Genomic DNA, 21,954 nt, shown 5'->3' with positions numbered 1-21,954 from the left:
AAGTGCCCCTTGCATCGCAAGGTGATAAACCGCACCATGGGTGGGACGACGGAAGGAAGGAGCCACCGTGCCCGCGATTCTCACCCACGACTTCTTTGGCAGGGACGCCTACGCCGACGTCTCCTCCCGCCTGGGCCTGCTCTCCGTCGAGGAGCACGATGCCTTCTTCCTGGGCAACCAGGGCCCGGACCCCCTCTTCTACCTGGTGGCCGACCCCCGCGTCTCCAAGGGCAACCGCGTGGGTGGCCTCATGCACCACGCCCGCCCTGCCAAGCTCCTGCTCTCGCTCCATGACGCGCTCTCGATGCTCACGCGCGAGGAGCGCCCCGTGGGTGAGGCCTACGCCGCTGGCTTTCTCTGCCACTACACGCTCGACCGGGCCATGCACCCCCTCGTGTTCTTTAACGAGTACGCCATCTGCGACGCCGGCGTGGACGGGCTCGACCGCTCCGACGGGGGAGAGGTGCACGCAGAGATCGAGCGCGACCTGGACGAGATGGTGCTCTATACCAAGACGGGCAAGACGGTCGCGGACTACAGGCCCTACGAGGAGGTGCTGCACGCCAGCGACCAGACCCTCGCCATCATCGACAAGCTGTACTTCTACATGGGCCTCTGGACCTACAGCCGCACCCTGGACCTCGACTGCTACACGCGCGCCGTCAAGGCATTCAGGCTCATGCAGCGCCTCTTCTACACCCCCCGCCAGGGCAAGGCCCGCGTCCTTGCGCCATTGGAGCGCCTCGTCGGCCACAAGCGCTACTCGCTCTATGGCGCCATGGCGCATCGCGTGCGGGCCGAGAGGACCTCGGCCTTCGACAATCACGACCACCATGTCTGGAGCCATCCCTTCGTGGAGGGCGTCTCGAGCACCGACAGCTTCTGGGACATATACGAGGACGCCCTGGAGGAGGTCTTCGACAACGTCACGACGTTCTTCTCGCCCTCGTTCGACTACGCGGCGAGCCTGCGCCTCTCCCGCGACCTCAACTTTTCGGGCATGCCGGTTGACCCGGACGACCCTGATGCCGGCGAGTAGGGAAGGCGGCGCTCCCGCAGCATGACCAGCCTTGCCACGCGCCATGTGATGCAGGCCAACAAGAGCGAGGACACCAAGCCCGAGCTCAGGGTGAGGGAGGCCCTGCGCGCCGCGGGCTACCCCGGCTATCGCCTGCACTGGAAGAAGGCGGCCGGGAGGCCCGACATCTGCTATCCCGGCCGCAAGGTGGCGATCTTCGTGAACGGCTGCTTCTGGCATCGCTGCCCCCACTGCGACCTGCGCATGCCCAAGTCCAACGTCGAGTTCTGGGAGGCGAAGTTCAACCGCAACAGGGCTCGTGACGAGCGTGACCAGGTCCTGCTCATGGAGGACGGCTGGACGGTGGTCGTGGTCTGGGAGTGCCACCTCAAGGGCGAGCGCTTCGAGTCCACGATGCGCGATGTGGTGACGCAGGTCGAGCGGGCGGGCGGTGCCGGAACGCACGCGGGGCGCATCGTGGAGGCCGGGTCCCTGCCGGGCTGGAGGCTCAGGACCATAAGGTCGGGCAGGCACGCGTCGGGGCACTACCGCTAGACTGTGAGACATTGCCAGGCAGCGCCGTAGCCAGAGGGGCGACGCACTGCCACCTGAGGAGGGACGCTCGTGTCAACCTACGTGTTCTCGGACGTGCATGGGCACCTTGCCCCCCTCGACCGCCTGCTGGAGCGCATCGCCCCCGGCGAGGGTGACAGCCTCTTCATGCTAGGCGACATGATCGACCGCGGGCCCGATCCCGTGGGGGTCATGCGCTGCTGTCGCGACCTCCCCGGCTGCACCGTCCTCATGGGCAACCACGAGGACCTCCTCCTCTCGTGCCTCGAGCAGCCCGACGACCCCATCCGCCAGTACAACTGGCAGACCAACGGCGCGGCGAGCACCCAGGCGGGCCTCGACGGGCTCGACGAGGCGTCGCGCACCGAGCTCCTCGGCTGGGTGGAGCAGCTTCCCGTCTGCGCCATCACCCAGGTGGGCGAGAGGCCCTACATCCTGGTGCACGCGGGCATCCGCGCCGACGGGCTCTCTCCCCGCGAGTCCTGGGACGCCCAGGCGCTGCTCGACCTCCTGGACCGGCAGCTCGTGGACGACCTTCTCTGGATCCGCGAGGACTTCTGGGGGCGGCCCACGAACCTCCTCGACGAGGCGGGGCGCGGTCCCATCGTGATCGCGGGCCACACGCCGACGGCGTACCTGGACGGCATGGCGGACCTGCCCGAGCGGCCCTCGAGGGCGGATGACGGGCTCTGCCAGATGGTCAGGGTCGGGGCCTGCGAGGCCACGGGCGGCGTCTCGGACCGCTGGGACATCGACTGCGGCGCCGCGGGCGGCGCGGGCTTCGGGAAGGTCTGCATGCTGCGTCTGGATGATGGCATGGAGTTCTACGAGCCCGTCCGCGAGGGAGAGTAGCGTGCCCTCCGGCCGTGACGCCGGGAGGGGCGCGACCCGGCCGCTGAGGCACGTCGAGTCCCCGCTTCCCGCCGTCTTCGACGCGGACTCCAGGGTGCTCGTCCTGGGGAGCCTCCCCAGCCCGCTCTCGCGCGAGAGGGGCTACCACTACGGGAACCCCCAGAACCGCTTCTGGCGCGTGCTCTCCGCCCTCTGGGATGAGGAGCCTCCCAACAGCGTCGAGGGTCGCCGGGACCTCCTGCGCCGCCATCGTCTTGCCCTGCATGACGTGCTGGCGAGCTGCGACATCGCGGGGGCATCAGACTCGTCCATCGCGAATCCCGTCCCCAACGACCTCGGGCCCATCCTCAGGGCAGCCCCCATCTGCCGCGTGTTCTGCACGGGCTCGACTGCGGCGCGGCTCTACCGCCGTCACGTCGAGCCCGTCCTGGGCGTGCCCTGCGTGGCGCTGCCCTCGACGAGCCCCGCCAACGCCCGGTGGCGCCTCGACGACCTGGTCCGGGCCTACGCCGTGGTGCGCGAGGCCGCGGAGGGGAGCGACCCGCCCTGCCTGTCCCGGGACGCGGTGGGCGGGTAGCGGCCCCGCTACTGGCTTTTTTGCGCCAACCTTGCCTGACGTCGGCACGCTCTGAGAGAATGTCAGTGCCCAACGGCGATGACCGCAGCTCAAACGAGAGAGACGTCGATGAGGCTTCGTGACATGGACATGACGCCCGGATCGCAGCGGACGCTTGCCTCGGCGAGCGCGCGCGAGCTCCTGCATGGCGCCCTGAGGACGAGCGACGAGGGAGAGGGCTGGGTGCGGCCCTGGCGCTTCTCGCCCATCCAGATGCGCGCCCTGGGGAGCTGCCAGGCCTGGCACCCCGGCCTGTACCGCCAGATGGCCCGCACGACCGCCGGCGTGACGCTCGAGTTCACGACGGACTCGTCAGAGGTCGCCCTCGAACTCCTGCTCGACGACGAGCCCCGGGGCACCCGTGCGGTGCTCGATTACGTGGACCCTGAGGGGGAGGCGTTCCCTCACGACGGCGTTTCCTGCGAGGTGGACGGCAGGCACCTGGGCCTGCGACAGCCCTCCGGCGACGACGACTGCGTGGTCTTCTCGCTCGACGACCCCGACGCCGCCCCGGCCGATGGCGTCATGCAGCTCCCCGGCATGGGAGACACGCACCACGTGCGCATCTGGCTTCCCTGCCTGCGCGGATGCCGGCTTCGCGACGTCGTGGGCAACGGGAGCTTCGTGAGGGGGGTCGCCGCCCGTCGGGAGCTCCTCGTCCTGGGGGACTCAATCGCCCAGGGGTTCGTCTCGGACGACCCCTCCCAGGCCTGGCCCGCCCTCCTGGCGTCCCGCCTGGACCTGGACCTCGTGAACCAGGGCATAGGTGGGCAGGTGTTCCAGCCGGGGACGCTCCTGGGGCTCGCCCAGGCGGTCGACCCCGCCTGCATCGTCGTGGAGCTGGGGGCAAACTATCGCTACGAGCCCTGCCGCGAGCGCCTGGTGACGCGCGACGTCAGGAGCTACCTGCTCGAGCTCTCGCGCCTCTGGCCCAGGGTCCCCATCTGGGTCATGTCGCCCCTCTGGCACGACGAGGAGGCCTACCCCTCCCACTCCATGAGCTGCTGGCGGAGCGTGCCCCTCTTCCTGGCGGCCCACTGCGCCCCGCACGACCAGATGACCCTCCTGGACGGGGGGCGGCTGCTGGACCACAGGGCCTCGCTCATGGCGGACGGCTTCGAGCATCCCAACGCAGAGGGCTCGCGCCAGCTCGCACGCAGGCTCTGGGTTCGCATGATGATGCGGCGAGGCGACGTGGAGGAGCGCCGCACGCGGGCGCAAACCCTGCTCGAGGGCGCGCCGCGGCGCTGCTTCCCCCTGCAGGAGGAGCTGAGGAGGGGCATCGGAGAGGTGCTGTTCGCGGAGGAGGGCTGCGTGGCCCTCTCGCTGGTGCCCGGCCAGGTCACCATCTGGGGCCGCGACCGGGAGCTCGCGCACGACGTCCTGCTCATGCTGGACGACGTCGAGCTCGTGTACTGCCTCGAGCCGGCGCTCGTTCGCGACGTGTGCCTCACCCTGGGGCTCGAGTCCGTGAGCCCCGTGAGCATCTGCGTGTGTCAGGGGCGGCCCAAGCCAGCGGCGAAGGGGCACCGTCCCTCTCGTCCGCGCGAGGTCCGTCCCCTTGACGCCTCCTTCGCGAGTGTCGTGAGGGAGCGCTACTCCCACCCGGAGTACCTGCGCCAAGGGGAGCTCGAGGGGCTGCTCAAGCAGGGACTCCTGCTGGGGGGCTTCGAGGGCGGCGAGCTGGTGGGGTTCGTGGGCGAGCACCCCGGTGGCTCCATGGGCATGCTGGAGGTCTTCCCCGAGCACAGGGGCAGGGGCTGGGGAGAGGCGCTCGAGCGCGCCAAGATCGAGGACCAGCTGGCGCGTGGCCTCAGGCCCTGGTGCGAGGTGTGGCCGGAGAACAGGGACTCCCTCAGGCTGCAGCGACGCCTTGGTCTCAAGGTCCAGGCTGCCAACGAGAGCTGCTACATATCCCGCGCTCCCGAGGCGGGGGAGGTGGTCGCGCCTGAGGGGGCCGGCGACGGCTGGGCCCACGGTGCGGGCGAGGAGCCCGCGCAAGGTGGAGATACCGCGCAGACGGACGAGCCACCGGCATGTGCGGGGGACGGCCCCAGGCACTAGGTCCCAGGCTGCTCCTATACTGGGCGTCAGAAGACAGCTATCACATGGCTGACGTCGCCCAGGTGCAGCGCGCAGGCTCGCGTCCCTGACGGTCGAGGCCATGCCGGGAGGGACCATGCAGACCAACAGGCTGGCGCCGCTGCTCACGGGGCGCCTTTCCGACGAGGCGGCCGCGCGCGTGCGCGAGCAGCGTGCGTCGGGCACGCTCTCGCACTACGCGACCTCGGACCTCGCGGCGATCCGCCGCGACGACGAGCGCGACCAGGACAGCGCCCTGCGCCCCGCCTTCGTGCGCGACACGGAGAAGATCCTCCACATCCCCGCCTACAACAGGCTCAACGGAAAGACCCAGGTCTTCTCGTTCAGGCCCAACGACGACCTCTGCCGCCGCGGCCTCCACGAGCAGCTCGTGGGCAGGGTCGCGCGGGACATCGGCCGCGCCCTGGGGCTCAACCTGGACCTCATCGAGGCCATAGCCCTGGGCCACGACCTGGGGCACACGCCCTTCGGCCACGTGGGCGAGAAGTGCCTCAACGACGTCTTCCACGAGCGCACGGGGCACTGGTTCTTCCACAACGTGCAGAGCGTGCGCGTGCTCGACCGCCTCTACGGGCGCAACCTCTCGCTCCAGACCCTCGACGGCGTGATCTGCCACAACGGCGAGTTCGAGCAGCAGCGGCTCGAGACCAGCGGGCTCACCAACTTCGACACCTTCGACCGCGTGGTGGCGGGCTGCTGGGAGACGGGCGAGGATGCCATCGGGCGCCTGCGCCCCATGACCCTCGAGGGCTGCGTCGTCCGCGTGTCGGACATCATCGCCTACGTGGGCAAGGACCGGCAGGACGCCATCCGCGCCGGCATCTGCGACGAGGACAGCTTCGACGACGGCCTGGGAGGCGCCTACAATGCGTGGGCGCTCTCGGCCTTCGTGGCCGACGTGGTCGAGAACAGCCTGGGCAAGGACCGCATCGCCCTGAGCGTGGAGGGGTTCGCCGAGCTCAGGCGCGCGAAGCGCGAGAACTACCAGAAGATCTACCGCTCGGCGGAGGTCAACGGCGACTTCTCGCGCGAGGTGGGGGAGTACTTCCACCGCCTCTACGAGCACGAGCTGGATGCCCTGGCCGAGGGTGACGAGGGCAGCGCCGTGTTCCAGCACCACGTGCTCCCGCTCCAGCGGCACCTGGGCCACTACGGGCGCGAGTACGACTGGGAGACGGACCCCGACCAGACCGTCTGCGACTTCATCAGCGCCATGACCGACGACTACTTCGTGGCGATCTGCCAGGAGACCTTCCCCGAGGCTAGGTCGCTCTTCCCCAGGCGGCGCTACTTCGACGGCGTGCGGGCGTAGAGGGCCACATGGACACCCTCTTCTCAAGCGTCGAGCGCTACAAGCGCAAGGCCAACGCCCCTCTCGCCGTGCGAATGCGGCCCCAGACCCTCGACGAGTTCGTGGGCCAGGAGCAGGCTGTGGGGGAGGGGTCGTGGCTGAGGCGGGCCATAGAGCACGACACGCTCTCGTCCGTCCTCCTCTACGGTCCCGCCGGCACGGGCAAGACCACGCTCGCGCGGATCATCGCCAATGGCACCCATGCCGAGTTCGTCGAGGTCTCGGCCGTGACGGGCACGGTGAAGGACCTCCGTCGCGAGGTGGACGCGGCGGAGAGCCGCCTACTCGTCCAGGGAAGGCGCACCATCCTCTTCGTGGACGAGATCCACCGCTTCAACCGCTCGCAGCAGGACGCGCTGCTGCACGCCGTGGAGGACCGCGTGGTCGTCCTCGTGGGTGCCACGACCGAGAACCCCTACTTCGAGGTCAACTCAGCGCTCATCAGCCGCTCGCGGGTGGTCGAGCTCCAGCCCCTCGACGACGAGTCGCTGCGCACGCTGGTCCTGCGGGCGGTGGCGGACCCCCAGGGCCTGGCCGGCGCCTTCGCCCTCGAGGACGAGGCGCTGCGCGACATCGTGACCCTGGCCGGGGGAGATGGCCGCGCCGCCCTCACCTCGCTCGAGCTCGCGAGCCAGATGGCCCTTCCCACCGGAGACCCCGCCGAGGCCGACCCCTCCCACCCCCTTGCCATCACCTCCGAGCACGTGCGCGAGGCGAACCCCCGCCGCGGCCTCAGCTACGACAAGTCCGGCGACATGCACTACGACGTCATCTCCGCCTTCATCAAGTCGATGCGCGGGAGCGACCCCGACGCGGCCCTCTACTGGCTCGCCCGCATGATCGACGCGGGCGAGGACCCCAAGTTCATCGCGCGCCGCATCTTCATCCTCGCCTCCGAGGACATAGGCAACGCCGACCCCCAGGCCCTCCTCGTGGCCGAGGCCGCCTTCAGGGCGACCGAGGTCATCGGATACCCGGAGTGCCGCATCAACCTGGCGCAGGCGGCCACCTACATGGCGCTCGCCCCGAAGTCCAACACCGCCGAGGCGGGCGTCGACGCCGCCCTGCGCGAGGTGCGCGAGGGGCCACGCCGGGAGGTGCCTAGCCACCTGCGCGACCGCCATCGCCCGGGTTCCGAGGGCTATGGCGCCTACCTGTACCCCCACGACTTCCCGGCGGGTTGGGTGCCCCAGCAGTACCTTCCCGACGGGCTCTCGCGGGGCGACTTCTACCATCCGGGGCCGAGGGGCTGGGAGGCCTGGCGCGTGGAGGCTGCGGGAAGGGACCATCTTGACGCGCAGGACGGCCGTCCTGGCCAGGACGGCACGAACGGCTAGAATTGGACCCGACCACGTGGCCGCGCCGTGCGTTGCGGCCCACGCACTAGGGAAGGGCAGGTCATGGACCTCACACCTCTTGGCATCTTGATCCTGGCACTCGTGGCCGCGGCGATATGGGCGGTCGTCGAGCTGGCGCTCACCCTCAGGAAGGCCCGCTCCTCCGTCGAGGAGGTGACGAGGTCTGCGAACGAGACGATCGAGCAGGTGCAGCCCATCATCTCGAAGCTGGACGGCGTCATGGACGAGCTGCAGCCCGCGCTGAAGCAGGCCGACCCCATCGCGGCGAAGCTCGACGTCGCCGTGACGCAGGCAAACGTCAGCCTCGAGCGCGTGAACGGCATCCTGGGCGACGTCTCCACCGTGTCCGGCACCGCCGTCGGCGTGACCGACGCCGTGACCAAGGTCGCCAACAACGCGGCGAACTCGGTGAACGGAATCGTCTCACGCCTCGCCCACGTGCCTGGCGAGCGCGGCTCGGCCAAGCTCGCCCCTGCGGACGACGCCTCCCTCGCGGGTGGCCCGGCCTCCTCTCCGCATCACGCCAAGGAGCCCACGGGGTACGTGACCTACGGCAGTCCCAAGGGTGACGACCCCAAGGATGGCAGCCCCAAGGTGGAAGAGGGGGCGGGCGAGGGCGGCGACGCCACCACGAACGAGGACGACGTCGAGGAGTAGCATCGGCCTCCTTCCCAGCCGAGGATCGACCACACACCACGCGGGCGTCGCCTGACAGCGCCCCTGACAAGGAGAGAAATGACCGAGAACATGGTTCGCCTGAGCGTTCCCGCCGAGGCGAAGTACGCGCGCGCCGTGCGCATGACCGCGGCGAGCCTCGCCGTCGCCTGCGACATGAGCGTGGACGACGTGGAGGACGTCCGCATGGCCGCCGAGGAGGGCTTCGTCTACTGCTGCGCGACCCGTCCCGAGTCCTGCGACATCAGCTTCCGCCTGGGCGAGCGTGCCGTGCGCATGGACTTCGTGCTGGGCGAGGGCGAGCCCGACGAGTCGGAGGGGGGCGCAGGGGAGGATGGCCTCGAGATGGTGGGCCTGCTCCTCTCGGCCATCTGCGACGAGTTCGACATCACCGAGGAGGGCGTCCTGCACCTCGCGAAGGGCACGGTCGTTGCCCATGCCTAGCCTCGACGCAACGTCCGCCTCGGCCGAGCGCCGCCGTCGCAGGAGCTCCGCGCGCCTCACCCACGGCAAGCTCGCCTGGGACAAGGGGCGCACGCGCGAGCTCTTCCGCCGCTACAAGGAGGAGGGCGACGAGGAGGCCCGCGAGCAGCTCATCGAGAGCCACCTGAACCTGGTCCGCTTCCTCGCGTCCAAGTTCAAGAACCGCGGCGAGCCGCTGGACGACCTCATCCAGGTGGGCTCCATCGGCCTCATCAAGGCCATCGACCGCTTCGACCCCGAGCGCGGCCTCGAGTTCACGACCTTCGCCACGCCCACCATCACGGGAGAGATCAAGCGCCACTTCCGCGACAAGGGCTGGTCGGTGCGCGTGCCCCGTCGCCTGCAGGAGCTCTCGGCCAAGGTCAACCAGGTGACCGACGAGCTCACGAAGGAGCTGCAGCACAGCCCCTCGGTGGAGGAGATAGCCCGCGAGCTCGACTCCACGGTGGACGAGGTGCTCGAGGCGATGGAGTCCTCCAGCGCCTACAGCTCGGTCTCGCTCGAGGCGCCGAGCTCGGGTGGGGACGACGACAGCCCCTCGGTCCTGGACCACTACGCCAGCGAGGACGAGGAGCTCGCCTCCTCTGACGACCGCATGGTCATCGAGGACACCATCCGCGACTTCTCTCCGCGCGAGCAGGAGATCATACGCATGCGCTTCATCGACGGCCTCACCCAGGTCGAGATAGCGAAGAAGCTCGGCATCTCCCAGGTGCAGGTGTCGCGCCTCCTGAGGCGCACGCTCAAGAAGGTCCAGGAGAAGATTGACCCCGAGGGGCTCATGCGCTAGGCCGGAAGGGAGCCCTCATGCCCCAGACCGACGCCCACGACCGTGGCGCCAGCGACGAAAGGGCCCGCAGGGTCGCCCTGCGGGCCTGGGCGACCGTGGGCTGCCTGCTCGCCGTCTGGCTGGCCAGCCGCGCGCTCGTGATCGTGTGGCCCGCGGTGGAGCTCCTCATCGTGGGGGTGGTCGTCGGCTTCGTCTGCAGCCCCATCACCAACTGGCTCGAGGGGAGGGGAGTGGGCCGCGCGCTCGCCGCGCTCGCCTCCCTCCTGCTCGTGCTCCTCGTCGCGTCCCTCGTCTTCGTCCTGCTGGGACCGCCCTTCATGAGCCAGCTGCTCGAGGTCCTGCAGAGGACGCCCGTGTACGTCTCGCAGCTGCGCGCGACCATGGGCGGGTTCTGGGAGTCCTTTGGCAGCGACAAGACCGTAGAGGTCCAGCAGAGCCTCGACCAGTTCGTGACCGCCATATCCAACCTGGGCCTCAACACCTCCTCCGAGCTGGTGGAGCGGCTCTCCAGCGGCATCGTGCGCAACGCCGTCTCTGCCGTGGGAGGGCTTTTCACCCTCTTCCTCGGCCTCGTCCTGGGCTACTGGTTCGCGAAGGACTACCCAAGGATTGCGCGCGAGCTCATGGTCATCGCCGGCCCCGCGCACGGCAGGGACCTCTCGGTGCTCCTCGCCGTGATGAGCCGGTCCGTGGGCGGCTACATGAGGGGCGTCACCATCACCTCGCTCGTGGGCGGGCTCCTCGCCTTCGTGGGCTACGCGCTCATGGGACACCCCTACGCGGGGCTCATGGCCATCGCGATGGGCGTGTTCCACTTCGTGCCCGTGGTGGGGCCTTGGATCGCCTCCGCCCTCGCCGTGCTGCTCGCGCTCTCGGTGAGCCCCGTGCTCGCCCTCGAGGCCCTGCTCGTGTCGGTGGTGGTGCAGAACCTGACGGACAACGTGGTTTCTCCCCTGGTCATGCAGTCGTCGGTCAAGGTGCATCCGGCGCTCTCGCTTCTGGGCATCGTGATAGGCAACGCCTTGGGCGGCGTGCTGGGCATGGCGCTCGCCATTCCCCTCACGGCCGCCGCCCGCAGCGTCTTCGTCTACTTCTTCGAGTCCAAGAGCGGACGGCAGCTCGTCTCGTACGACGGGGCGCTGTTCAGGAGCACCCCCTTCCGCGACGAGGAGGGGCGCATCGAGCCCTCCTTCGACGCCCTGGACGACGACCGCTTCTTCGAGAGCACGCGGCTGGTGAGCCCCGAGGGCCTGCATGCGGTGCGGCCCGAGCCCCGGCCGGACGCGGCCGGGGTCGGCCTGGGGGCGCGGGTGCAAAACGTCGCGCGGCATGCCATGCGCGGCAGGTCTGGCGCAGACGATGAAGAGAAGTAGCTGAGTGGCAATTCCCAGCCGCGCTCGAAGGGCGCGCCACGTATGATATATGGGTTGGCTCGGCGCCACCGCCGCAAGTAAGACCACAAGGAGAAGCATGAGCAGCTCTGACTACAAGACCATGACCACCGCGCAGATTCGCAGCGACTTCCTGCGCTTCTTCGAGGAGAAGGGCTGCAAGCTCTATCCGTCCTCCTCGCTCGTCCCCGAGGACCCCTCGCTCCTCCTCGCCAACGCCGGCATGAACCAGTTCAAGGAGTACTACCAGGGCACCAAGACCATGAGGGAGATAGGTGCCACCTCCTGCCAGAAGTGCCTGCGCACGAACGACATCGACAACATCGGCGACTCCCGCCACCTCTCGTTCTTCGAGATGCTGGGCAACTTCTCGTTCGGCGGCTACACCAAGGCCGATGCCATCGCCTGGGCCTGGGAGTTCATCACCAGCCCCGAGCACCTCGGCCTTCCCGCGGACCGCCTCTACATGACCGTCTTCGAGGACGACGACGAGGCGATCGAGCTCTGGCACGCCCAGGGCGTCGCCTATGACCACATCTCGCGTCTGGGCGAGGAGGACAACTTCTGGGCCGCCGGCCCCACCGGTCCCTGCGGTCCCTGCTCCGAGATCTACTTCGACCAGGGCCCCGACTTCGAGGGAGAGGCGCCCGGCGACGACGGCGACCGCTACCTCGAGTTCTGGAACCTCGTCTTCACCCAGTACGACCGCCAGGAGGACGGCTCGATGCCTGAGCTGCCCCATCGCAACATCGACACCGGCATGGGCCTGGAGCGCATCGCCGCGATCATGCAGCACGAGGGCTCCAACTACGAGGGCGACGTGCTGCGCACGCTCATCGGCGTGGGCGAGCGGCTCGCAGGCGTGACCTATCACGAGTCCGGCTCCGTGGACAAGAGCCTGCGCATCGTCGCGGACCACAGCCGCGCCGTCTCGTTCATGATCGGCGACGGCATCCTGCCCTCCAACGAGGGACGCGGCTACGTCCTGCGCCGCCTGCTGCGCCGCGCCGTCTACCACGGACGCCTCCTGGGCATCCAGGGCCGCTTCCTCTCCAACTACGTCCACGAGGTCACGAGCCTCATGGCGGACGTGTACCCGCAGCTGGTGGAGAACGGCGCCCTCATCGACGGCATCGTGAACGCCGAGGAGGAGCGCTTCGGCGCAACCCTGGACGCCGGCGAGACCATGCTCAAGGCCGAGCTCGAGTCCCTGGGCGAGGGGGAGGACCTCTCGGGCGCCGTGGCCTTCAAGCTGCATGACACCTATGGCTTCCCCATCGACCTCACGCGCGAGATCTGCGCCAACTCCGGCCATGGCATCGACATGGGCGCCTTCGACAACGCCATGGAGGCCCAGCGCGAGCGCGCCCGCGCCACGGCCAACCGCGACGCCTGGGGCAAGGCCAACAACGTGTGGGTCTCCCTCTCCGACCGCATCGCCCAGACCGAGTTCGTGGGCTACGACAGCGACGAGCTCGAGGGCGCCCGGGTGCTGGCCCTCGTCCGCGACGGCGAGGAGGTCCCCTCCGCCACCCTGGGGCAGAGGGTCGAGGTCGTCCTCGACCGCACTCCCTTCTACGCCGAGATGGGCGGCCAGGTGGGCGACACCGGCAGGCTCCTGGCAAAGGGCCTGAGCCTGCAGGTCACTGACACACGCCACCACGAGGGTGGTCTTGTGGGGCATGTGGCGGAGGTCGTCGCGGGTGAGGTGGCCCAGGGCCGCGAGCTCCGTGCCGTGGTCGACCACGGCCGCCGCGAGCTCATCCGACGCAACCACACCGCGACCCACCTCCTGGACGCCGCGCTCAAGCAGGTCCTGGGCGAGCACGTGAGCCAGGCGGGCTCCCTCGTCGCCCCCGACCGCCTGCGCTTCGACTTCACGCACTTCGAGGCCATGACCAAGGACGAGGTCGAGCGCGTCGAGGGGCTGGTCAACGCGCAGATTTTCGCCGCCGAGCCCATCGTGACCAGGATCATGGGCATCGAGGAGGCCAAGGCGTCCGGTGCAGTCGCCCTCTTCGGCGAGAAGTACGGCGACGTCGTGCGCGTGGTCTCGACCGGCGAGTCCGAGAGGCCCTTCTCCCGCGAGCTCTGCGGCGGCACCCACGCCCGCAACACCGCCGACCTCGGCTTCTTCAAGATCGTGAGCGAGAGCTCCGTGGGGTCCAACGCCCGCAGGCTCGAGGCCGTGACCTCCGCCGGCGCCATAGAGTACGTGGACGAGCGCCTGCAGCTCCTGGAAGACGTCGCGGCGTCGCTCAAGTGCCGCCCGTCCGACCTCAAGGCGCGCGTCGAGGCCCTGGAGGCGGAGCTCCGCGAGGCGCGCAAGAGCCTGGACGCGGCCAAGGTGGGTGCCTCCAGCGACCAGCTGGCGCAGGCTATCTCCTCCGCGGTCGACCTGGGCGGCTACCGCTGCGCCATCGCCCGCGTCGAGGGCCTCTCGGGCAAGGAGCTCCGCAGCGCCTGGGACACCATCCGCGACGGCATGGGCGGGCAGAAGGCCGCCTGCGTCATCGCCTCCGCCACGCCAGACGGCAAGGTCGCCCTGCTCGCGGCAGCGACCGACGACGCCGTCGCCCTGGGCTTCTCCGCCGGTGCATTGGTCAAGGAGGCCTCGCAGCTGGTGGGTGGCCGCGGTGGCGGAAGGCCCAACATGGCCCAGGCAGGCGGCACCGACGCCTCCGGAATCGACGCGGCGCTGAGGGCCGTCCGAGAGATGCTGGGCGCCTAGCGGCATGCGGGTCCTCGCCCTCGACATAGGGGAGGTGCGCATCGGCGTCGCGGCGAGCGACGCGAGCGGAAGCATCGCCTCTCCCGTCAAGGTGCTCCCGGCCCAGGAGGTCCTCCAGAACGCGCGCAGCTTCAGGCGCATCCTGGAGGACTACGAGCCCGAGCTCCTGCTGTGCGGCCGCCCCCTCACCCTTGCGGGCGAGGAGGGTCCCCAGGCCGAGCGCGTCATGGAGCAGGCGAGGGGGGTCGCGGCTTCCTGCGGCCTTCCTCTGGAGTTTGCCGACGAGCGCCTCTCGTCCAGGGAGGCCAAGCGTATCCTTCGTGAGCAGGGGTACGACGAGCGCTCGATGCGCGGGCGCGTCGACATGGTGGCGGCGTCCCTGTTCCTGCAGGCCTGGCTAGACGCCCGAGTAGATTAGGTCCCTGATGTCTGACAACCCGACCCGCAACGGATCGCACTTCTCGCCCGAGCCCTCGAGTCGCGGCTCCCGGCCCGTCCGCGGCGGCGACACGCGTCGCTCGCGCGGGTCCTCCACGCCCGACCGCAGGGCGGGCTATGCGGGAGGGGTCTCGCAGCGGAGCGTCCGCGCGACCCGTCGAGCCGCCGGAAACGCCGGCTCGCATGCCCGTGGCGAGAGGCCCGGCGGCCCGCGCCGTCGCTGGCCCAAGGTCGCCTTCATGCTCCTGGTGGTCTGCGGCCTGCTCGTGGGCGCGGGCACCCTCGCCTGGTGCCACTTCTCGCCCTCGGGCAAGGCGGGCGGTTCCGTCGCCGCCGGGCAGAGGGTCACCGTGACCATCCCGGAGGGCTCGGGCGGCAGCCAGATAGCCCAGATCCTCCTCGACGCCGGCGTCATCAGCGACAGCGGGGAGTTCTTCAAGGCCGTCCAGGCCCAGGGCGCGGAGTCGAGCATGAAGAGCGGCTCCTACGACTTCTTCACCGGCGCCAACGTGTCCGAGGTCGTGAGGCAGCTCGTGAGCGGGCCCAACTCCGCGGCGGGCAAGCTGACCATAGCCGAGGGCCTCACCCTCCAGAAGACGGCGGAGGCCGTCGGCTCGAGCGGCATCGGCGTGTCGGCCGAGGACTTCCTCAACCAGGCAAAGGCCTCCAACTACGTCGCCGACTACCCCTTCCTCGCACGGGCCGCCAACGACTCGCTCGAGGGCTTCCTCTTCCCCAAGACCTACGACTTCGGCGGCACTCCTGCGACGGCGGACTCCGTCATCCGCGCCATGCTCGACCAATATGGGCAGGAGGTCGCGAGCCTCGACCTCGCCTCGGCGGAGGCGAGAATCAAGGAGACCTACGGCATCGACATGAGCGACTACGGCATCCTCACCCTCGCCTCCATCATCGAGAAGGAGGCCCTGAACGACGAGGACCGCAGCAACATCTCGTCCGTGATGTACAACCGCATGAGGGAGGGCATGGCCCTGCAGAGCGATGCCACGATGGGCTACGTGACGGGCGGTGCCGTGAGCGCCGACGACCTCAAGACCCAGAGCCCCTACAACACCTACCTCAACGCGGGACTGACCCCGACTCCCATCTGCTCGCCCAGCCTTGCCTCCATCCAGGCCGCGATGGACCCGCCCAGCACCAACTACCTCTACTTCTGGATCACCCAGAGCGAGCACGTCTTCTCCGAGACCTACGACCAGCACCTGCAGGCGATCTCCAATGCCTCGTAGTCCCTTCGAGGCAACGGCCTACGTCGCCTCCGTTGACCTCGTCGACGTCGGGCGCCTCGCCTCCGAGGGGGTGCGCTGCGTGCTCCTGGACCGTGACAACACCTGCGTGCCCCGCGACGCGAAGGTCGCGCCCCCGCAGGTCCTCGACTGGCTCGGGCGGGTGCGGGAGGCGGGAATGGCGACCTGCGTCGTCTCGAACAACTTCCATTCCGCCGAGGTCGAGCGCTCGGCCCGCGAGCTGGGCTGCGAGGTCGTGCATCACGCCATGAAGCCCCTGCCCTTCGCCGTCCATGCCGCGCTGCGCAAGGTGGGCGTCCCCGCCGAGCAGGCCGTGCTCGTGGGCGACCAGGTGTTCACCGACGTCGTGGCGGGGAACCTCGCGGGCGTGCGCACCGTGCTGGTCCGGCCCCAGTCCACCCAGGACCTCTGGTACACGCAGCTCCTGCGCGTCGCGGAGCGCGTCGTGCTGGGAGACCGCCGGTTCAGGGGGGAATAGCCCGGGACTCGGATGCTAGAATCGTCACGAAAGACATCTTTCCTCTCGAGAGGCTCTATGGCATCGGCTGGCGGGTACGTGGTCCACGAGGGCTGCGACCACATCTTCTTCGTGGGCTTTCACGGAGCGGGCAAGTCCACCTTGGCGCGCAACCTGGGTGGGCTCTTCCGTCGTGACTACGTGGACACCGACCGCATGGTCGAGCGCATGCGCGGCCTCAGCGTCTGCCAGATCTTTGAGCGGGAGGGCGAGGAGGCGTTTCGACGCGACGAGGCGAAGGTCCTCAGGGGCCTCCTCTCGCGCAAGTCCCTGCTCGTGAGCTGCGGGGGCGGCATCGTGGAGGGGCGGGAGAGCTGCGAGCTCATGCACCGCATGGGCACGGTGGTCTACCTCGACGGGGACGTCGAGGACTCCCTTCGCCAGCTCAGGCATCCCGAGCTCAGGCCCGACTTCGCCACGGTGGACTGCGCCAGGAGCCTCCACGTCCGGAGGCGGCCCCTCTACGAGGCGACCTCCGACTACACGATAGACATCAGGAACAGGACGTTCGAGCAGGTCTGTGCCGATGCGGCCCAGCTGCTCTGGGAGAAGGGTCTGCTATGAGCGAAGAGGTGCCCGAGCTGGTCAGACAGTGGGTCTCGGTGCCCGGGGGCTCCTGCGACGTGCGCGTGGGCCGCGACCTCGTCGAGGGGCTGGGGTCCGTCCTCAAGACGGTGGCCGGAAGGCCCGAGGTCTGCGCCATCGTGGTCCCGGCGGGCTCCGACGAGGGGCTGGTCGAGCGTCTGCGCAGGCAGGTCACCGACGCCGGATTCAGGGCCGCGCGCGTGGACGCCCCCTCGGGCGGGTCGGCCCGTGACGTCGGAGCCCTCTGCGAGCTCATGGCGGCGCTGGGCAGGGCGGGAGTCACCTCGGACGACCTCGTGCTCGCCCTGGGGGATGCCGACGAGCTCTCGCTCGCCCAGGCGGCCTGCTCGGTCTGGTGCGGCGGGGTCCCCCTGGCCGCCGTGGCGCTCGACCTCGCGGGCATGCTCCTGGTGCCTGCCTCGCCCCGCGCGCTCGACGTGGACGGCAGGGAGGAGGTCGCCAGCTTCAGGCTGGGCATCCGCTACCTCTTCTGCGATCCCCTCGTGATGGACCTCTCGCTCGACTCGGAGGCCACGCGCCTCTCGCTCGCGCTGATGGTCGCCACGGCCGTCGCGGACTCGAGGCCGACGCTCGAGCACCTCTGGGACGCCACGCCCCAGATCATGGAGGGCGACGAGGACGTCCTCCTCGACCAAGCCATGGCCCTGCTCAAGGCCCGCGGTAAGCTCGCCTCCTCGACGGCCGTCGCCGTGCGACAGTCGCTCTTCTATGGGCAGGACTTCGTGCGCGCCCTGCGCCCGCTGGTCCCCGCGGCATCCGAGGCGGAGCTCCTGGGGGAGGCCCTTCGCTTCTCCGCCCGCATCTCGGCCGGCGAGGGCAAGCTCGACGTGGACGACGTGCTGGTGCAGGACGAGCTGCTCGAGCGCCTGGGCGTCGAGCCCATAGAGTGCGAGCTCGAGCCGGGGGCCATGGTGGAGGCCCTGAGGAGGGAGCGCTTCGCGCGCAGCAACCGCTTCCTCCTGGCGCTGCCCCAGGCCGTGGGGCGCGTGAGGCTCTCCTCCGTCGACGAGGACCTGCTCGCCGAGCATGCCGCCGCCTGGTGCGACGCCCACCTGCCCGAGGAATAGAAGGATCGAACTGCCGACGCGGGGCAGGACCCCGCACCCACGCGGCAGAGGATGGCCAGAGAGGAACAGAACATGGCAGACGCAAAGGCCTGCGCGGGACGCGTCGAGCGCTTCCGCGCGCTCATGGGGGAGCGTGGCTACGACGCCGCGATCCTGAGGAACAACCCCGACCTGCGCTGGCTCACGGGTGCCGAGCGCACCTTCGACGGCGAGGTGGCGCACACGGCCGTCGTCACGGCCGACGGGCTCTGGCTCCATACCGACTCCCGCTACTTCAACACCTTCCAGGAGCGCCTGGGCGCCGACACACCCTGGCAGATCGACATGGAGCTCGTCGACCCCGCGGAGTGGGCGGCGCGCGTTGTCTCGATGGCGCACGCCCGCGTCGTGGCCATCGAGGACAGCTGCAGCCTCGCCTTCTTCGACGCCTTCAACGTTGCCTGCGCCAAGCAGTCGACCGCCTGCCTCGTCCCGCGCATGCACGGCGACATCGTCGGCCTGCGCATCGTGAAAGACGCCGAGGAGGTCGAGCTCATGCGCCACGCCCAGCGCATCACCGATGCGGCCTTCGAGCACATCTGCGGCTTCGTCAAGGCGGGCGTGACCGAGCAGGAGATCAAGGTCGAGCTCGAGAACTACATGCTCACGCATGGTGCGGACGCGCTCTCGTTTGACACCATCGTCGCCGCGGGGCCCAACGGCGCCAACCCGCACGCCCAGCCGGGCGAGTACGTGGTCCGGGAGGGCGACATGGTCGTCATGGACTACGGTGCCGGCTACCACGACTACCACTCCGACATGACGCGCACCGTGTGCGTGGGCGAACCGGGGGAGGAGCAGCGCCGGGTCTACGACGTGGTTCGTCTCGCCCACGAGACCTGCGCCCGCGAGGCAAGGCCCGGCTGCATCGGCAGCGACATCCACAACTTGGCCGTCGAGGTCATCACCGACGCCGGCTACGGCGACTACTTCAAGCATGGCCTGGGCCACGGCGTGGGGCTCGAGATCCACGAGCAGCCCAGCTTCGGCAGGCTCTACGACAAGCCCGTCCCCGTCGGCTCCGTGATAACCATCGAGCCGGGCATCTACCTGCCCGGTCGCTTCGGAGTGCGCCTCGAGGACTTCGGCATCATGGGGGAGGACGGCTACCATCCCTTCACCAAGTCCGGCCACGAGCTCCGCGTGGTGGGGTAGCGCACGACAGGGCAACCTGACGCGCGGCGGGTCGATCCGGCAGGGGAGGCCCCACCCGCTGCGTGCTATTCTTCTTTGCTAGCCGCGAGGGCATGGCCCCTCGCGCAGACCTGACCAGCCCGAAGGTCGCGCGCGCTCAAGACACGAGTGCCAACGCGTGCCCCGGGCCAGACGAGAGGAAGTACCTGTGGAAGAGATGCCCAAGACCTACGACCCCCAGGCCAGCGAGCCCGCTCTCATCGACCGCTGGGTCTCTGCAGGCTGCTACCAGCGCAGCAAGGGCGTGGGAGACTGCACCGTCGTGATCCCGCCCCCCAACGTCACGGGCATCCTGCACATGGGGCACGCCATGGACGACGCCATCCAGGACGCGTTCGTGCGCTACAACCGCATGAGGGGCCGCTCCACCCGCTGGATCCTGGGAACTGACCATGCCGGCATCGCCACGCAGACCAAGGTGGACAAGAAGCTCAAGTCCGAGGGCGTCTCTCGCCTCGAGATCGGACGCGAGAGGTTCCTCGACGCCTGCTGGGACTGGACGCACGAGTACGGCGGGACCATCGTGAGCCAGATTCGCCGCATGGGCTGCTCGATCGACTTCGACGACGAGAAGTTCACCATGAGTCCCGAGTTCTCGAAGGCCGTGCGCAAGGTCTTCGTCGACTGGTACCACGACGGGCTGATCTACCGCGGCAAGCGCATCGTCAACTGGTGCCCCAGCTGCCGCACCGCGATCTCGGACGACGAGGCGGAGTACCAGGACGAGAAGGGTCACCTCTGGTACCTGCGCTACCCCCTGGCGGAGCCCGTGGACGGCGTCGAGTACGTGACCGTGGCCACCACCCGTCCCGAGACCATGCTGGGCGACACCGGCATCGCCGTGAGCCCATCCGACCCCAAGAAGGCGGGGCTCGTGGGCAAGACGGTCATCCTGCCCATCATGGACCGCGAGATCCCCATCTTCTCGGACTGGCACGTCGACGCCGGCTTCGGCACCGGATTTGTCAAGGTGACCCCCGCGCATGACCCCAACGACTACGCCATGGGCCAGGCCCACGGCCTCGAGCAGATCAACATCTTCGACGAGACCGCGCACGTGGTGGAGGGCTACGGCGAGTTCAGCGGCATGGACCGCGACGAGTGCCGCAAGGCCATCGTGGCCTGGTTCGAGGAGCATGGGCTGCTCGACCACGTCGAGGAGCTGGACCACTCCGTCATGCACTGCTACCGCTGCGGCACCGCCCTCGAGCCTTGGCTCAGCGAGCAGTGGTTCGTGGCCGTGGACAAGCTCAAGGAGCGTGCCTGCGAGGTCGTGAGGGACGGCGAGGTCACGTTCCACCCTGACCGCTGGACCCAGACCTACCTCACCTGGATGGAGAACCTCAAGGACTGGTGCATCAGCCGCCAGCTCTGGTGGGGCCACCGCATCCCCGTCTTCTACTGCGACGACTGCGGCTGGCAGGACGCCCTCATGGAGGACGTGGACGTGTGCCCCCACTGCGGCGGCCACCACGTGCACCAGGACGAGGACGTGCTCGACACCTGGTTCAGCTCGCAGCTCTGGACCTTCGCCACGCAGGGCTGGCCCGACCACCCGGAGCAGATGGAGGGGCACCACCCCACCAAGGTGCTGGTCACCGCGCGTGACATCATCGCCCTCTGGGTGGCGCGCATGGTCATGAGCTCCCTCTACTTCACGGGAGAGGTGCCCTTCCACGACGTGTACATCTACGCGACGATCCTGGCCAAGGACGGCAGCCGCATGTCCAAGTCCAAGGGCAACGGCGTCAACCCCATGGAGCTCATGGAGAAGTACGGCGCCGACGCCATGCGCTTCAACCTGCTGACGCTCATCACCAACAACCAGGACGTCAAGTTCGACGCGAACATCGACAAGAAGACTAAGGCGCTCATAGACAGCCCCCGGACCGAGCAGGCGCGCGGGTTCGTGACCAAGATCTGGAATGCGAGCCGCTTCGTCCAGATGAACCTCGACGGCTACGAGCCGGGCCCCGCGCTCGCGCAGACCCCCGAGGACGCCTGGATGCTCAGCCGCCTCGCTCGCGCCGTGCGCACGGCGACCTCGCAGCTCGAGGCCTACGAGTTCGGCGACTACGCCCGTGACATCCAGTCCTTCTTCTGGAACGAGGTCTGCGACTGGTACATCGAGCTCTGCAAGGGCCGCCTCCTGGACGGTGTCGCCGCGGAGCGCCTGCAGGTCCAGCGCAACCTGGTCTTCGTCCTCGACGTGAGCATGCGCCTGCTCCACCCGGTGATGCCCTTCGTGACCGAGAGCGTGTGGGACATGCTTCCCGCCTCCGCCCTGGACGACCATTCGAGCGAGTTCCTCATGACGGCCGCCTGGCCCGAGCCCGAGGCCTTCGAGGGCTTCGTCAACGAGCGCGCCGAGGGCGACTTCGAGCTCGCCAAGCGCCTCATCTCCGTCGTGCGCTCTACCCGGGCCCGCTACCGCCTCTCGCCCAAGGCCGAGCTTGCCGTGGCGGTGCGCGCCAGCGAACCAGAGCTCGCGGTCCTCTCCTCGCAGGAGGGCTTCATCCGCAAGGTGGGCCGCGTGAGCGAGCTCATGCTCGACGCCGGGCAGGAGCGCCCGGTGGGCTCCGTCTCGGTTGCCGACGGCGGCCTCGAGGCCTTCGTCGTGGTGGGCGAGCTCGTGGACCTCGCCGCAGAGTCCAGGCGCCTCCAGAAGGAGCTTGCCAAGGCGGAGAAAGACCTCGCGTCCGTCGTTCGCACCCTCTCAAACGAGGGCTTCGTGGCCAAGGCGGCACCCGAGGTCATCGAGAAGAAACGCCAGCAGCAGGAGGAGCTCGACCTGGCGGTTGAGCAGCTCAGGAGCCAGATTGCCGACTTCGCATAGGCCTGCCGCCCGCGGCCCCCGCCCGCCACAGACGGATTCGAGTGCCCT

General features: G+C 69.1%; 19 protein-coding genes. All 19 read left to right on the top strand.

All coding sequences use genetic code 11. The features are described 5' to 3' along the window. The first annotated feature begins 67 nt into the window (after positions 1-67). The 19 genes from ACMPH2_RS01910 to ACMPH2_RS01820 all read left to right on the top strand — a co-directional run bounded on the left by ACMPH2_RS01910 (position 68) and on the right by ACMPH2_RS01820 (position 21,906). Positions 68-1,039 (top strand): hypothetical protein, encoded by a 972-nt coding sequence (locus ACMPH2_RS01910; protein ID WP_417118473.1) that lies wholly within the window; start codon positions 68-70, stop codon positions 1,037-1,039. Positions 1,040-1,060: 21 nt separating this feature from the next. Further along, positions 1,061-1,573, top strand: coding sequence for a very short patch repair endonuclease (locus tag ACMPH2_RS01905; protein WP_062531336.1), 513 nt, complete (start codon positions 1,061-1,063; stop codon positions 1,571-1,573). A 69-nt stretch (positions 1,574-1,642) separates the two neighbouring features. Further along, on the top strand, positions 1,643-2,443 hold the full coding sequence (locus ACMPH2_RS01900; RefSeq protein ID WP_062531335.1) for a metallophosphoesterase family protein: 801 nt from the start codon (positions 1,643-1,645) through the stop codon (positions 2,441-2,443). Position 2,444: 1 nt separating this feature from the next. Beyond that, positions 2,445-3,020, top strand: a complete 576-nt coding sequence (locus tag ACMPH2_RS01895) for a DNA-deoxyinosine glycosylase (protein WP_009279056.1) — start codon at positions 2,445-2,447, stop codon at positions 3,018-3,020. A 108-nt stretch (positions 3,021-3,128) separates the two neighbouring features. After that, positions 3,129-5,123, top strand: coding sequence for a GNAT family N-acetyltransferase (locus ACMPH2_RS01890; protein WP_417118472.1), 1,995 nt, complete (start codon positions 3,129-3,131; stop codon positions 5,121-5,123). Between the two features lie 115 nt (positions 5,124-5,238). Then, positions 5,239-6,474, top strand: coding sequence for a deoxyguanosinetriphosphate triphosphohydrolase family protein (locus ACMPH2_RS01885; RefSeq protein WP_417118471.1), 1,236 nt, complete (start codon positions 5,239-5,241; stop codon positions 6,472-6,474). A gap of 8 nt (positions 6,475-6,482) precedes the next feature. After that, positions 6,483-7,850 carry a replication-associated recombination protein A gene (locus tag ACMPH2_RS01880; RefSeq protein WP_417118470.1) on the top strand — a complete coding sequence of 456 codons (1,368 nt, stop codon included), beginning with the start codon at positions 6,483-6,485 and terminating at the stop codon, positions 7,848-7,850. A gap of 63 nt (positions 7,851-7,913) precedes the next feature. Continuing rightward, the gene (locus ACMPH2_RS01875) at positions 7,914-8,528 is read left to right on the top strand and encodes a hypothetical protein (protein ID WP_417118469.1); all 615 of its coding nucleotides are present in this window, start codon (positions 7,914-7,916) and stop codon (positions 8,526-8,528) included. Between the two features lie 78 nt (positions 8,529-8,606). Then, positions 8,607-8,990 (top strand): ATP-binding protein, encoded by a 384-nt coding sequence (locus tag ACMPH2_RS01870; RefSeq protein ID WP_009279061.1) that lies wholly within the window; start codon positions 8,607-8,609, stop codon positions 8,988-8,990. After that, positions 8,983-9,819, top strand: coding sequence for a SigB/SigF/SigG family RNA polymerase sigma factor (locus ACMPH2_RS01865; protein WP_417118468.1), 837 nt, complete (start codon positions 8,983-8,985; stop codon positions 9,817-9,819). The genes ACMPH2_RS01870 and ACMPH2_RS01865 overlap by 8 nt, the downstream gene beginning before the upstream one ends. Before the next feature lie 17 nt (positions 9,820-9,836). Continuing rightward, complete coding sequence (locus ACMPH2_RS01860) at positions 9,837-11,192, top strand: AI-2E family transporter (RefSeq protein WP_009279063.1); 1,356 nt, start codon at positions 9,837-9,839, stop codon at positions 11,190-11,192. A 97-nt stretch (positions 11,193-11,289) separates the two neighbouring features. Continuing rightward, the gene (alaS, locus tag ACMPH2_RS01855) at positions 11,290-13,941 is read left to right on the top strand and encodes an alanine--tRNA ligase (RefSeq protein ID WP_417118467.1); all 2,652 of its coding nucleotides are present in this window, start codon (positions 11,290-11,292) and stop codon (positions 13,939-13,941) included. Positions 13,942-13,945: 4 nt separating this feature from the next. Continuing rightward, a complete protein-coding gene (ruvX, locus tag ACMPH2_RS01850; protein ID WP_009279065.1) occupies positions 13,946-14,359 on the top strand; it encodes a Holliday junction resolvase RuvX in 414 nt (137 codons plus the stop codon). A 7-nt stretch (positions 14,360-14,366) separates the two neighbouring features. Beyond that, positions 14,367-15,629 carry an endolytic transglycosylase MltG gene (gene mltG / locus ACMPH2_RS01845; RefSeq protein ID WP_314638484.1) on the top strand — a complete coding sequence of 421 codons (1,263 nt, stop codon included), beginning with the start codon at positions 14,367-14,369 and terminating at the stop codon, positions 15,627-15,629. Beyond that, positions 15,619-16,125: a YqeG family HAD IIIA-type phosphatase gene (locus ACMPH2_RS01840; RefSeq protein ID WP_314638483.1), complete on the top strand. Its 507-nt coding sequence runs from the start codon at positions 15,619-15,621 to the stop codon at positions 16,123-16,125. Before mltG ends, ACMPH2_RS01840 begins: the two co-directional genes overlap by 11 nt. Before the next feature lie 57 nt (positions 16,126-16,182). Then, positions 16,183-16,728: a shikimate kinase gene (locus ACMPH2_RS01835; RefSeq protein WP_072499525.1), complete on the top strand. Its 546-nt coding sequence runs from the start codon at positions 16,183-16,185 to the stop codon at positions 16,726-16,728. Next, on the top strand, positions 16,725-17,837 hold the full coding sequence (locus tag ACMPH2_RS01830) for a 3-dehydroquinate synthase (RefSeq protein WP_417118466.1): 1,113 nt from the start codon (positions 16,725-16,727) through the stop codon (positions 17,835-17,837). Before ACMPH2_RS01835 ends, ACMPH2_RS01830 begins: the two co-directional genes overlap by 4 nt. A 72-nt stretch (positions 17,838-17,909) precedes the next feature. Continuing rightward, positions 17,910-19,031: a M24 family metallopeptidase gene (locus ACMPH2_RS01825; RefSeq protein WP_072499527.1), complete on the top strand. Its 1,122-nt coding sequence runs from the start codon at positions 17,910-17,912 to the stop codon at positions 19,029-19,031. A gap of 187 nt (positions 19,032-19,218) precedes the next feature. Beyond that, on the top strand, positions 19,219-21,906 hold the full coding sequence (locus tag ACMPH2_RS01820; RefSeq protein ID WP_417118465.1) for a valine--tRNA ligase: 2,688 nt from the start codon (positions 19,219-19,221) through the stop codon (positions 21,904-21,906). Positions 21,907-21,954 lie beyond the last annotated feature (48 nt).

The sequence above is a fragment of the Olsenella phocaeensis genome, assembly GCF_048189965.1.
In the GTDB taxonomy this organism is placed as follows: domain Bacteria; phylum Actinomycetota; class Coriobacteriia; order Coriobacteriales; family Atopobiaceae; genus Olsenella_I; species Olsenella_I phocaeensis.
Note: the sequence above shows the minus strand (reverse complement) of the source record. Positions and strands in the feature narration are given on the sequence as shown.